We start from the raw sequence: 13,373 nt of genomic DNA, 5'->3' as shown, positions 1-13,373 counted from the left end.
GAAATACGTTAATGGGGCAATTAACTTTAAGTGAGTAATTTAATAAGAGATTGATTGAAAGACGCGATTTGATCTTGGCTAAAGTTTTGAAATACTTTCTCCTGTTGTTGCTGAGCTAGACTCCATAACTGATCCGCTTTTTTAGCGCCTTTCTCTGTTAGTTTAATAAAGTCTTCTAACTGTCGAATAAAACCTTTATCAACTAAGCCTTCAATGGTGTTGTTCACATCAATAGCCGGCATGGCAACAGCTTCCTCTAACTGCACTAAAGGCAAGCTTGGTGCTTCGGCAATTATCATTAGTATTCGTGCTTCACTAACGCTAAGCCCCATAGACTCTTGAATAGGTTGATAGCTTTGTTGATATTTTCGTACAACTTGGGTCATTAAATAAAAAAGATTTGATTCTAACTTTTTCGGCTGATGACTAAAGATATCTGCGGCATTCATGTCCTTTTTGGGAGCAGGGAAAGGGACGGCTCCTGCATAGCTGCCTTGAGCATAAAGCAAAGGCGCTTTATTTGAGGTATTAAAGCTCATGACTTTACCAAGCATGATCCAATGGTCACCGCCATCTAGTATTTGATGGTTTTCGCATTCAAATTGAGCAGTACAATTCTCTAGAAGAGGTGCTTGGCCTAAACCAAATGTGTGTGGGATATCAGCAAACTTATTATCACTAGGTTTGGCAAAATTATTTGATAAATCTATTTGGTCAGCAGCTAGAATATTTACAGCGAAATGACTTGCTTGCTCAAAAATAGTAAAGCTACTGGACTGTTTTGCGATACTCCATAAAATTAATGGGGGATCAAGTGAGACAGAGTTAAAACTATTCGCGGTAACGCCAGCTAATGCACCGTTAGTGTCTTGTGCTGTAATGACAGTGACGCCCGTGGCAAAACTACCTAAAGCGTTACGAAAGGACTTAGTATCAAAGTTTGAATCAGACATATGAATACCTACTTTTAATATTGAATATAATGTGGCTTAAAGTAATGCTGGATCGGGTTCTAGCCCCATCAACTCTCGACCTAAAATCTGAGCGCAAACATCATAATCTGTATAAGCATGTGCTCCTGTCATATGACAATCTCTGAATAGTCTTTGAGCTTCTTTATCTTCAAACCAGTTATTACCGCCAATGGCTTCAAATAAACGATCTACCGCTTGAATACACATTTTGACGGCATAAGCTTGGTTTGTTCGCCAATGTGTTAGGGTTTCTGTACTTGGATATTTATGCTCTAACGCGTGTTGTTTATGCTCCTGCCATGTTGCTTGCATAAAAGCTTTAGCGGCACTGACTTGATGATGAGATTCAGCTAAACGCATTAAGGCTGGGGTTGCTGCGCCCACTTTTGCACCAGTATAAGCTCTTACACGAGTTTTCGTAACATCTCGAAAAACCTCTACCATACGTTCAGCAACACCCAAGCTCATTGCCGCAAAGCCAGATGCAAAATAAGGACGATATGGGGCAAAATATATTTCAGATTCTGGGTATAAATTGAAACCTGATGAGCGTCCTTCCATCATATCTTTAGCTTTCTCGATACGATGTTCAGGGACAAAAGCATTTTTTATTTGTAAGGTTTTTGTACCGCTGCCTTTCATGGCCATCGCATGCCAATCATCATCAATTTGATAGTCACAAGCAGGGATGACAGCAAAACAATAGTCCTTAGCGCCTGCTTTGTTATCTCTTAAAAAGCCAACAATCGCCCATTCAGCATGATCACAGCCACTGCTCCAACGCATGTCGCCGTTAAAGATAATACCGCCTTCAGTTTCTTGAGTTTTACCAAAAGGTGCGATGCTACTGCAGGCAGTGGCATCTGGATCGTCTCTCCATACATCTTCTTGTAACTGTTTTGAGAACATTGCCATTTGGTGGTTGTGAGTACAAAGCAAGCTGAAGGCCCATGCAGTACTACAACAAGCACCTGCTAATGCTGAAATACACTCGGTAAATTCAGGTAATGACACTTCAAAGCCGCCGTATACCTTAGGCAGAAATGCTTTGTGTAAACCAACACTTTTTAATAGTCGGATATTTTCATCTGGCACACGGCGCAAGTCTTCAGCGTCACAAGCGTTTTTAGCGATAAGAGGAAGAATACCTTTTAGGTCATCTAATAGAGGGTTTTGAATCTGCATAGGGCACCTTTTATTGTTATTGAATGACTTCACTTACTGAAGTCTTGGTTCAATTATTAAAAAAAAGGCGTTGGGTTTGAATGTAGTTTTCTGAGGAAAACGGGTACTTTTCTGTTTGGCAACGAATTTATGTACTGTGGTTCTTTTGGCTGAGTTTTAGAAAGAAGAGGCCAGATAAACCACACAGTGACATGATTAAAACCATGGCTTTAGGGCTAGCATCAAAGAAAAAACCAACAAAAAAGCTAGCAATAGCACCTAATCCAAATTGTATCGCGACGGCTAAACCTGCAGCTGCACCTGCTTGTTTGGCAAAAAGGTTGAGTAAATTGGCGGTTGAGTTCGCTGCAATGACGCCAGTAACACTGATATACAAAAAGGTAAAAAGTACCATTGTAGTTAATTGATCAAAGAGCCAATAACTAACAATAATAGCGACACCACTTAAGCCACTTAAATGGCTTGCATAAGATAGTAGGGCTTTTGAGGTATCGTGCTTTAACCGTTTGGCATTCGCTAATGTCATGATAAATATTCCTGCAATATTTAAGCTGAATAACCAAGCGTAGGTTTGGGCTGACGTACCATAATATTGAATATATACAAACGAAGAGCCTGTTATATAAGCAAACATACCACTGAATGAAAAAGCATTGCAGAGTATTAAACACAAGGCTGTTGGCTGTTTTAAAATCAGGAAATAGCTGTTAAAAGCGCTTTTTACGCTTGGTGTATCAAGTGTTTCTGGTCGGGATTCCTGAATTTTTGTTTGAACAAAGAAAAAACAGATGCAAGCAAGCAGCATGAGTAAGATGAAAATAATGCGCCAACCTAAAAAGAGAATAAGGTATCCCCCTAATAAAGGGGCTATAAGTGTCGCAACCATAGTCACTAGATGCATTAGGGACAAGATTCTAGCGGTATCCTTGGCCGCAAAAATATCTCTTACGATTGCTCGAGCGAGCACAGAGGCTGCACCGCCTCCTAGTGCTTGAATAAATCGCCAAATGAGTAACTGATCAATATCTTGAGCCATAGCGCAGCCAAAACTTGCCAGAAAATAAAGGCCAATACCAATTAATAAAGGAGGTTTACGGCCATATTTATCCGATAGAGGGCCGTATAAAAGCATGCCTAGAAACAGGCCAAACAAGAATACCGTAATGCTCTTTTGTACATCAGATTCTATAGCGTTTAAGCTAGTTGCAATCAAAGGCAGGCTAGGCAGATACATATCAATAGACAAGGGGCCAAAGGCAACCAGGCTAGCTAATAAAATAATAAGGTAACGGGGGGATAGCGTCATAGGTGTGCTTTATAACCTTGCTTCAAGCAGACTGCTAAGAGCATTTATCGCTATTTGCGCACATTGCATGTCCTCTTTTTCACTGGCACCTGAGACACCAATTGCAGCAATGACTTCTCCTTGATATATCAACGGAAAACCTCCTCCCAAAGATGTAAATTTTGGTTGTAAGGAAAGGGCATTCAAGGTTTCTGTTTGGCTGGCAAGTTTTTGTTTCCAGCTATGGCTTGCTAATCCAAAGCTGGCGCTAGTATAGGCTTTATCTAATGCTATTTTTGCACTATGAAGAGGAGCCTTGTTCATATTTAGGCTTACCAGCATCGCACCTTTTGGGCAAAGGATGCTGATGCAAATATGTAAGTTTTCTTGTTCAGCATAGTCAGCTACAAGAGCGGCCAAAGACATGGCCGTCTGGTAACTTAATGCTTGATGTTGGATAAGCGCATTCATATTGATGAGTCGGCACTTAATCTAGGGGTAAAACAGGAAAAACCATATTAATTTGACCTGTTCCTGAGCTTGGGAAATAGGGCGTGATTATTTCGCCTTTTCCTTGGTATTTTTCCCAACCAAGTGCGCCAAATAGCATGGCTGTATCATGCATTCCTCCTTCACCACTACATAGGTTTGCATAATCAGGTAGCATGGCTAAAAAGGTGCTGATATCCCCTTTTTCCAGTAGTTCAACTGCTCTTAAATCTACTTGTCGGTTAAACTCTTTAGAAATGGTAAAGGTACCGTTATTTGCTTCGTATTTATCGTTATCCCAAATACGGTGAGAGAGCGAGCCTGATGCCAGTAGCATAACTTTACTGTCTGACTCTTCGATTGCTTCACGAATGGCTTCCCCTAGCTGACGCGAATCTTCAATACTATGTACTGTACCCCAAGCTGCAACTGAAACTATTTTGAGGTCCGCTTCTTTATTCATAAAGTGCATAGGGACTAAAGTGCCGTATTCTAACGTTAAGGTTTCAACTTTATGGGAAAGGGTAAAGACCCCTTTAGCCGTCGCTTTTTCTGCAATGGCATCGCCTAACGCGCCATTCCCTTTATATTGATAACCCATGTTCTGAATAAAATGGGGAAACTCATGACTGGTATAAACACCTTCAAAGTGCTCATTACTGTTTATATGAAAACCTGCATTCACAAGCCAATGGGTATCAAGTACAACGACAGTGTCGACACCAGCTTCACGAGCACGACGAACAATCTCTTTATGCCCATCTATCGCAGGTTGACGACAGCCTTCAAGTCTTCCTGGTTGTTCTGACATTAACATGGTTGGGACATGTGTAATTTTGGCTGCAATACTAAGCTCACCCATAAACTGGCTCCTAAAAAAGTTGATTGCTGAATGCGGATTTAAAAAAATAGTTAACATGTTAATAATTTATGTGTCTTCAATAACAAAGTCAATCATTAAAGCTGGTACAAAAATGTTTGAAAGAGGGTTTTTTATGACCTCAGTGCTAGTTATGAAAAAGCATTACTTTTCTTTCTGCTGAGCTGCCAAAAATAACGCTAACAACCGCTCCTCTAATTGTTTTGATTTAAATTGTAACGGAACAGTTTTGGGTTGATGCCCCGATATTTCCTAAAAAATCGTGAAAAATAGGACGGGTCTTGGAAGCCTAGATGATAGCAAATTTGACTCATACTCTTATTTGTATGGGTAAGTAATCGCTCACTTTCTTTTATTAGGCGATGATTTATCAGCTTTTTAGGTGGTGTACTCGATACTCTCTGGCAAATGTTATTAAGCCGACTTTCACTGATATTTAATGCTTCGCAGTATTGGGTGAGTGGTTCATGTAGAGTGTAATTTTGCTCAATTAAATTACAAAAATTTCGAAATATTCTTATCTCTTCAAAGTTTGAGGTAGAGGTTTTAGCCTTGGTTGCCGAAATACGTTTTAAGTGGATAAGGAGTAAGCGAATTAAGGTTTCTAGAGCCAGCATTTTATCATCTGAGTCCTGATCCCACTCATTTTGTATTAGCTGCAATGTTGCTAGAAAAGCCGACCAGTGAGCTTGTTGTTCATGTGGGATCTGGCTTTCTTCAATGCACATAGCAGGAATGCTATCTCGGTAACCTTCCTGGATCTGGCAATCTTGTATTAGATTCCAAACTAACGAGTTATGGATTGTGATGACTGAACCTTGGGCATTGTCATCTGTTAAAATAGCATGAGGGGTTGATGCAGGCGTTAAGAAACAAGCTCGGCCTGATACATGATAAACCTTCTCTTCCAAATGAAAGTGTGTTTCTCCTTCATTAATAACATGAATTTGTAGATATTGAGCATGTAAATGGATAGGCATATCTCGACCAAAGTGGTCAGCCAAATGGGTAAGTTTATCTAAATGGATATTGGCGTTGAGGTACTTTTTATCGTAGTCATTACCTATATCAATATTGGGAATCCAATCATCATTAGTCATATTAACCACTTTTAAAAAAAGCCCATGATGTCATGGGCTACAAGGCTAGTTCCAATCTTTAGTATATGCTCACAGGTGTTTCTGTGGCTGATGTTTTAGCTGTTTGTTTAAAACTGCTAACTAAATCACCGCTTGATTTCATCAATAAACCAGTATCACTGCCTACCGCAACAAACTTGGCTCCTAACTCTATATACTTTTTGGCCAAGGTCTTGTCTGCCATTAAAATACCAGCAGCTTTACCCGCATTTTTAATTAAGCAGATTGACTCTTCTATTACTTTTTGAACATCAGGGTGAGTTGGATTACCAATATGTCCCATGGCAGCGCTTAAATCCGCTGGGCCAATAAAAACCCCGTCAACACCTTCTACCGCTAAGATGTCTGATAAACTCTCAACACCTTTAAGGGTTTCTATTTGAATCAGAACACAAATTTCTTCATTTGCTGTTTGAAGGTAATTAGGTGTCCGGTTAAATTGAGAGGCACGTGCTAAAGCACTACCAACACCACGAATCCCAGCAGGTGGGTAACGACTTGCTTTGACTACATCGATGGCTTGCTCTGCCGTTTCTATCATAGGTGCCAAAATAGTTTGTGCCCCTAAATCCAAAATTTGCTTAATACGAACAGCATCAGGCCAAACGGGTCGAATGATAGGGCTAGTGTTATATGCAGCTATGGCTTGTAATTGAGAGAGCATTTCTTGTTGGTCATTTGGTGCATGCTCAGCATCTATTAATAACCAATCAAACCCAGCACTCGCAATTAATTCAGCGCTATAGCTATTTGCTAACCCTAGCCAAAGACCAATTAAAGCTTGCTCTTGTAGTAACGCCTTTTTGAAATGATTTGTTGAAGCACTCATTTTAATCTCCTAAACAAAATGACAAGAGATGTTGCCAAGTGGTCCATAGTCAACACTAAACGTGTCACCCTTCTTGGCTGCCACAGGGCGAGTAAAAGAGCCGCCGAGTATAATTTGGCCGGCTTCAAGGCTAATGCCATGGGGGTGTAATTTATTTGCCAGCCATGCAACCCCATTTGCAGGGTGGTTTAAAACCCCAGCGGCCACACCTGTTTCTTCAATCACCCCATTTTTCGACATAATAGCGCTGACCCATCTAAGATCCAACTCATCCACTTTAATTGGGCGGCCGCCTAAAATAATACCTGCATTAGCAGCGTTATCAGAAATAGTATCGAATACTTTACGAGGTCGACCTGAGCTAGGATCGATCGATTGGCTACGAGCATCAATTAGCTCAAGAGCAGGTATGACATAACTTGTTGCGTTATAAACATCAAATAAGGTGCAATTAGGACCGCTTAGCGGCTTATCAAGAATAAAAGCGAGTTCAACTTCGATTCTTGGTACGATAAACCTCTCGGTAGGAATTTCTCCACCATCTTGAAACAACATATCATCGAGTAAGGTACCATAATCTGGCTCATCTATTTGGGATGACATCTGCATTGCGCGGGAGGTTAGGCCAATTTTATGACCAATCACTTTTCGGCCTTCTTCAATTTTTTTATCTATCCAAACTTTTTGAATTGCATAGGCATCTTCAATACAAATTTCCGGATATTGCAAAGAAAGCTGGTGGACTTGTTTACGCGATATTTCAGCTTGATGTAACTGCTCGGCACAATCATGAATAATGTCTTTTGATAACATATCTTTTTCCTATTTTGCCTGCTTATTTAAATAATCTTCTTCACTGATAATGGTGTTACGCAATTGGCCTACGCCTTCAACTTCCACTATGACTTCGTCACCAGGTTTAACATCGGCAAGACCTTCAGGAGTACCTGTAAAAATCATATCGCCGGCGGATAAGGTCATGATGCCACTTAGGTATTCAACAAGGTAAGGAATGTTAAAAATCATATCTTTAGTACTACCTGATTGTTTTAGTTCGCCATTGATATAGGTTTTAAGCGCTAAATTATGCGGGTCACTTATTGCCTTAGCGTCAAGAATGAAAGGGCCAACAGGAGTACAAGTATCTCGACTTTTTACTCTTAAATTTGGGCGATAATAGTTCTCAAGGTAATCTCGGATCGCATAGTCATTGCCTAAGGTATAACCTCCTATGTACTCCATAGCGTCGGCTTGACTGACATTTTTTGCTGTTTTACCTATGACGGCGACAAGCTCACATTCATAATGCATGTAATCAACATTTGCAGGACGAACTGTTTCTTGGTTATGTCCGATTAAGGTATTCGGGCCCTTTAAAAAAACTAATGGTTCAGTTGGAGCGCTGAAAGCAAGTTCACTTGCGTGATCGGCATAGTTAAGGCCGAGAACAAAAATCTTGCCATCACAAGGTGGAAGCCAATGAGCATCGCCTTCTTCGATCAGGTTTCCATCAGGGAGAACAGCTTGATAATCATTGTTTACCTGAACCTGAGTAATTTCATTATTTAATAAAATTCGACCATGTTTCATTAGATTTGCTCTCCTTCAAAAACGACTTTATTACTCAACTGTCCAATACCTTCTATCTCTATCATGACCTCATCGTTTACTGCCAAGGCAAGTTGCTCTGTGCGAAGAGGTGTTCCTGCAATAACTAAGTCACCTGGTTGTAAGCTAATGAAGCTGCTGATGTAGCTGATAATTTGAGCGACGTTATAGTGCAGCTGATCTGTGTTAGTTTGATGCTTTAACTGGCCATTAACATAAGTATCAATATTTAGCTTATTTGCATCTGATACTTGGGCTTTATCAACAATAGCTGGGCCAATAGGGCAAAAACCATCACGACATTTTGCTTTTACTGCCGGACGGTAAAAGGAGGTTTCTTCTAGGCTAACTTCATTTACTAAGGTATAGCCTTGAATAAAATCTTCTGCTTGCTCTTCGCTCACACGACTACAAACCTTACCAATAACGATACCAAGTGAGGGCCCAGCATAAATTGTTTCTCCTGAACTTGGGGCAGGAATGTTTTGCCCAAAGCCAATATGAGTATTATCTGTTTTGATATGTAAGACGGGGGTATTTGGAGGTGAAACATGTGGTTTTTCATTAAAAGCCGTTTCCATACTTTCTCTCAGGCCTTTATCGTTCAAAGCCACCCCTAAAACTGTGCCTGTAATTGCAGGTAACAGATGATATTTATTTGGATCTAGGGCTGATGGGCTCGAAATAGCATTCACACCCTTGTTACTTAACACTCGGTAATGAAACATAAAACATAAACTCGCATTTTAGTTAATATGTTAACTATATTTATACTTAAAGATTTATTTGTCAAGTATTTAATATATTAAGTATTTATTTTTGGATTTCAAGTTTTCACTTTTATCTAAATTTTATTAGAAAAGAAGTGTTACTGATTTTTGTTAGTGGCTGTTGTTCAGAAATAGGTGAAAGAGCTCACATTGAGACTTCACACCAAGCTTTCGATAGATACTTTTTCTGTGATTTTTCACTGTACCCTCGGATACAAAGCACTTTTCAGCAATGGTGGGCGATGGATTGCCATCAAGGATAAGAGTGACAATTTCGGCTTCACGCTTAGTAAGAGCATGCTCTTCATATAGAGGGTTACAAACAGGGATAACTGCCTCAAAGTTATGTGAGCTTGGCTCTAACGTTAATTGTTGAGAGTTAAGGTGCTGATAGATAGCGGCATTCAGAGACTTGAAAAAGCTTTGTTTCATTTCTTGTTCAAGAATTTCTTTGTCGTTACATGGGGTAAAACTGATGCTAATGACATTGCCAGAATCATGATTTACGATTAAAGAAGTTTCGTTCTTCCACCCCGTTTTTTTATAAAAATCAGTGTAATAGCTAGTATTCTTAAAGTTTTCAGGGGCTAACCTATCTAGGCTATATATCCCTGTCTCAACATGCCCTTGAATGGCATTGTAAACAGGGTCTTCTAAATAGGCGCTATTTGAGTAGATTTTATCAAGTTGCTGAATATGATTGCTTTTTTCACTATGAATAAAACTAGGATGCTCTTTTTCTGAGTAGCGAATCACATTAACCCCTGTTAAAGGTTGGATAGATCTTAATGCTTTGACGACATGTGCATAGAAATCAACTTGTCCTATGTGCATAATTACTGCGGGTAAAGTGTCATAAATTCTTGTTTTCATAGTGTTATCTTTCTTATCATGAATAAAGTCTAAAATTCAGCCTCCATACCACCTTATAACAAAGATATTTCTCAGGCCAGCAATCCACTGAAGCCCCATCTAATTTTTATTCTATCTAGTTTTATAACTGAATTAAAAATAGTAGATAGAGTTATAAAAATCAATTTAAAAGTTATTAGTTAATATATTTACTAACAGTTTGTTGACAAGGTGTATGCCGCTAAATTAAATTAGTTAATATATTAAGTAAATAACTATTTTACTTTTCACATTTAATTTTTTTGGAGTGACTCGAAATGATAAAAAATTTAATTAATGGTAAATGGATTGAATCTAAACAAACATTTGAAACAACTAACCCGGTAAATGGGGATGTACTAGCTGAAGTGGCGCACGCATCTGATCAACAAGTGGCCGAAGCAGTTCAAGCTGCAAAAGATGCTTTTCCTGCATGGGCGGGTATGCCTGTGGCCAAACGTTCAAAAATTATTACTCGTCTAGGTGATTTAATTGCCGATAATGTCACTGAGTTGGCCTTAATGGAAACTAATGATACGGGTTTACCGCTTTATCAAACTCATAATGCCTTGGTTCCAAGAGCGGCAAATAACTTCTACTTTTTTGCTGAAATGACGAAGCAAATGAATGGTCATACTTACCCTATGGATGACCAAATGTTGAACTATACCTTGCATCAACCTGTCGGTGTGTGTGCACTTATCTCTCCTTGGAATGTGCCATTCATGACAGGTACGTGGAAAACAGCACCTTGCCTTGCGCTTGGAAATACAGCAGTAATGAAACAATCAGAACTCTCTCCTATGACCACTGACTTCTTAGGTCATTTAGCCTTAGAAGCGGGTATACCAGCAGGTGTATTTAATATCGTACATGGTATGGGTGCTACAACGGGTAATGCTTTAATCCAAAATAAAGATGTTGATGTTATTTCTTTTACTGGGGGGACTAAGACAGGTGAGCACATCATAGCGAATGCCGGTCTTAAGAAGTTCTCTATGGAGCTGGGTGGTAAGTCTCCAGTGATGATTTTTGATGATTGTGATTATGACAGAGCTATGGATGCTGCTGTATTTGGTATCTTCTCTATCAATGGTGAACGTTGTACTGCGGGTTCGCGTATATTTATACAAGAAAGTATTTATGAAAAGTTTGCGGCTGAATTTGCTGAGCGAGCTAATAACATTAAAGTTGGCGACCCTCTTGATATGCAGACCCAGGTTGGTTCTTTAATCTCTAAACAGCACTGGGATAAGGTAACTAGTTACATAAAATTAGGGGTTGAGGAAGGCGCTAGTTTAATTGCTGGTGGAATCACTGAATTCTCAGGTTCATTAAGCCAAGGTAACTTCTTAAGACCGACTGTATTCAAAGATGTCAAAAATAGTATGCGTATTGCACAAGAAGAAATCTTCGGCCCTGTTGCTGTTTTAATTCCTTTTAAAGATGAGGCAGATGTATTGGCGATGGCCAATGATAACGAATATGGTCTTGCTTCTTATCTTTGGACCAGTGATAACGGACGAGTACACCGTATCGGTCGCCAAATTGAAGCTGGTATGTTGTTTGTAAATAGCCAAAACGTTCGTGACTTACGTCAACCGTTTGGCGGCATTAAGTCCTCTGGTACAGGGCGCGAAGGAGGAACTTATAGTTTTGAGGTTTTCTCAGAGCTTAAAAATGTTTGCATAAGCATGGGTGATCATCATATTCCTAAGTGGGGTGTGTAACACAAGAGCTATTAGAGTTGGGCATGAATAAATTATTGATGCCCATTTTAAGTTATAGATGCTGTTATCAAAGGAAGTCTTATGCCTCATTTTATCCTTGAGTATTCATCAAATTTACATGAAAAATTGGCTTTTCAAACATTATTTGAATCATTACATAAGTATCTAGTTTCGACTCAAGCTTTTCCTTTAGGAGGCATTCGCAGTCGCGCAATTCGTTGCCAAGACTATAGAGTGGCAGATGGAAGAGAAGAGTTTGCCTTTATCAATCTTAATTTAAAGATAGGGCCAGGCCGAGACATGGCACTTAAAAAAGAGGTCGCTGATCAAGTGTTTAAAATTTTTTGTGATTGGATGGAACCAATTACCAAAGAGGATTATTGCCAGATCTCATTTGAAATGACTGAGTTGGATCCAGTTCTAAAATTTAATAAAAATAATATCCACTCACTCTTTAAGTAATCCACGAAATATGAAGAAATGAAAATGTACATTTAAACCCCTTATCCAAATCTGAGCTTTATGTTTAGAAAGTGCTATTTTAATTAAGTCGGAGAATCTAATGAAAACAATAATATCAAATATCCGTATCGGTCTTATCTCGCTAGTATTGTTAACTTCAAATCATTTATTTGCAGATACTGTTCTTAGAGTCGCTAGCTGGTTACCTCCAACAAACCCAATGAATCAAGTGGTTATTCCAACTTGGGGGAAATGGATTGAAGAGGCTACAGAAGGTCGAGTTAGTATCAAAATAGAATATGGAATGGGTCACCCTAAAACGATGTTTAACTTAGTTGAAGATGGGGTTGTTGATGCCAGTTATGGCTATCATGGTTATGTGCCAGGCCGTTTTAAATTACCTCAAATAGTAGAACAACCAGGGTTGGAAGGAAATGCGGAAATGGCTTCTTATGCACTTTGGAATGTGTATAACAAATATTTCCTAGATGCGAATGAATTCGAAGGGTTAGAGCTAATGGCTCTCTTTACCCATGGACCCGGACAAATACATTCTTCTTTTAAAGTAGACTCTATTGAAAGTTTGACGGGTAAAAAAATTCGAATTGGCGGCGGTGTACAAAGTGAATTAGCAGAACGTCTTGAAGTCACTCCTGTTGGTGCTCCTGCTCCTAAAGTCTATGAGATGATGCAACAAGGTGTCGTTGATGGCGCTTTTTTACCTTCTGTAGAACAAAAAGTACTGCGCCTTTCAGAAGTAAGTAAGCACCTAACCATTTTTCCAAATGGTATGTATTTAGGTAGTTTTTCTATGATTATGAACCCTGAATTTATGGAATATTTAAGCAAAGAAGATCAAGATGCGATTCGCTCAGTATCTGGAGAGCGACTTTCGTTATTAGCTGGTAAAGCCTGGGATGAGAGTGATACAGCAGGTATTGCTAGTGCTCAAGAGCAAGGGGTAGAAATTTATTTTGTGCAGCAGAATGATGAATTAAACATTGCTTTTAATGACTTAGCGAAAGGTGTTTCACAGGTTTGGTTGAACAGTGTTGCTAAAAAGGATGTTGATGCATTAGGAGCATTAAAGGAACTTAGAAGTATGGCCCAAAGTTACTCTACTAAGTAGGG

Annotated in this window: 14 protein-coding genes; 3 read left to right on the top strand and 11 right to left on the bottom strand. The window is 39.3% G+C overall.

Annotated features, from left to right (window positions below; genetic code table 11):
* Positions 1-26: 26 nt before the first annotated feature.
* The 11 genes from Q0A08_RS10850 to Q0A08_RS10800 all read right to left on the bottom strand — a co-directional run bounded on the left by Q0A08_RS10850 (position 27) and on the right by Q0A08_RS10800 (position 10,032).
* Positions 27-953, bottom strand: coding sequence for a p-hydroxyphenylacetate 3-hydroxylase reductase component (locus Q0A08_RS10850; protein ID WP_438467149.1), 927 nt, complete (start codon positions 951-953; stop codon positions 27-29).
* Positions 954-989: 36 nt separating this feature from the next.
* Entirely contained in the window at positions 990-2,159 is a 1,170-nt protein-coding gene (locus Q0A08_RS10845) for a p-hydroxyphenylacetate 3-hydroxylase oxygenase component (RefSeq protein ID WP_438467147.1), read from the bottom strand.
* 127 nt (positions 2,160-2,286) lie between these two features.
* The gene (locus Q0A08_RS10840; RefSeq protein WP_438467145.1) at positions 2,287-3,465 is read right to left on the bottom strand and encodes a Bcr/CflA family multidrug efflux MFS transporter; all 1,179 of its coding nucleotides are present in this window, start codon (positions 3,463-3,465) and stop codon (positions 2,287-2,289) included.
* A gap of 9 nt (positions 3,466-3,474) precedes the next feature.
* Positions 3,475-3,915: a GlcG/HbpS family heme-binding protein gene (locus tag Q0A08_RS10835; RefSeq protein WP_438467143.1), complete on the bottom strand. Its 441-nt coding sequence runs from the start codon at positions 3,913-3,915 to the stop codon at positions 3,475-3,477.
* 16 nt (positions 3,916-3,931) lie between these two features.
* On the bottom strand, positions 3,932-4,795 hold the full coding sequence (hpaD, locus tag Q0A08_RS10830; protein WP_438467141.1) for a 3,4-dihydroxyphenylacetate 2,3-dioxygenase: 864 nt from the start codon (positions 4,793-4,795) through the stop codon (positions 3,932-3,934).
* A 212-nt stretch (positions 4,796-5,007) separates the two neighbouring features.
* Entirely contained in the window at positions 5,008-5,913 is a 906-nt protein-coding gene (hpaA, locus tag Q0A08_RS10825) for a 4-hydroxyphenylacetate catabolism regulatory protein HpaA (protein WP_438467139.1), read from the bottom strand.
* Between the two features lie 58 nt (positions 5,914-5,971).
* Positions 5,972-6,781 carry a 4-hydroxy-2-oxoheptanedioate aldolase gene (hpaI, locus tag Q0A08_RS10820; RefSeq protein WP_438467137.1) on the bottom strand — a complete coding sequence of 270 codons (810 nt, stop codon included), beginning with the start codon at positions 6,779-6,781 and terminating at the stop codon, positions 5,972-5,974.
* A gap of 9 nt (positions 6,782-6,790) precedes the next feature.
* Positions 6,791-7,594, bottom strand: coding sequence for a 2-oxo-hept-4-ene-1,7-dioate hydratase (gene hpaH / locus Q0A08_RS10815; protein WP_438467135.1), 804 nt, complete (start codon positions 7,592-7,594; stop codon positions 6,791-6,793).
* Between the two features lie 9 nt (positions 7,595-7,603).
* Positions 7,604-8,371 (bottom strand): fumarylacetoacetate hydrolase family protein, encoded by a 768-nt coding sequence (locus Q0A08_RS10810; RefSeq protein ID WP_046015235.1) that lies wholly within the window; start codon positions 8,369-8,371, stop codon positions 7,604-7,606.
* Positions 8,371-9,117: a fumarylacetoacetate hydrolase family protein gene (locus Q0A08_RS10805; protein ID WP_438467133.1), complete on the bottom strand. Its 747-nt coding sequence runs from the start codon at positions 9,115-9,117 to the stop codon at positions 8,371-8,373. The genes Q0A08_RS10810 and Q0A08_RS10805 overlap by 1 nt, the downstream gene beginning before the upstream one ends.
* Before the next feature lie 153 nt (positions 9,118-9,270).
* On the bottom strand, positions 9,271-10,032 hold the full coding sequence (locus tag Q0A08_RS10800; RefSeq protein ID WP_438467131.1) for a helix-turn-helix transcriptional regulator: 762 nt from the start codon (positions 10,030-10,032) through the stop codon (positions 9,271-9,273).
* A gap of 296 nt (positions 10,033-10,328) precedes the next feature.
* On the opposite strand from Q0A08_RS10800, the gene hpaE reads away from it, so the two are divergent.
* From hpaE to Q0A08_RS10785, 3 genes are all read left to right on the top strand, one after another.
* Positions 10,329-11,780, top strand: coding sequence for a 5-carboxymethyl-2-hydroxymuconate semialdehyde dehydrogenase (hpaE, locus tag Q0A08_RS10795; RefSeq protein WP_438467129.1), 1,452 nt, complete (start codon positions 10,329-10,331; stop codon positions 11,778-11,780).
* Positions 11,781-11,861: 81 nt separating this feature from the next.
* Entirely contained in the window at positions 11,862-12,242 is a 381-nt protein-coding gene (locus Q0A08_RS10790) for a 5-carboxymethyl-2-hydroxymuconate Delta-isomerase (protein ID WP_438467127.1), read from the top strand.
* A gap of 100 nt (positions 12,243-12,342) precedes the next feature.
* Positions 12,343-13,371 carry a TRAP transporter substrate-binding protein gene (locus tag Q0A08_RS10785; protein WP_438467125.1) on the top strand — a complete coding sequence of 343 codons (1,029 nt, stop codon included), beginning with the start codon at positions 12,343-12,345 and terminating at the stop codon, positions 13,369-13,371.
* The last annotated feature ends 2 nt before the right edge of the window (positions 13,372-13,373 follow it).

It is taken from the genome of Marinomonas sp. PE14-40 (assembly GCF_051623805.1).
Lineage (GTDB): Bacteria > Pseudomonadota > Gammaproteobacteria > Pseudomonadales > Marinomonadaceae > Marinomonas.
The sequence above is the reverse complement of the archived record's forward strand: the minus strand, read 5'-3'. Positions and strand labels throughout refer to the sequence as shown.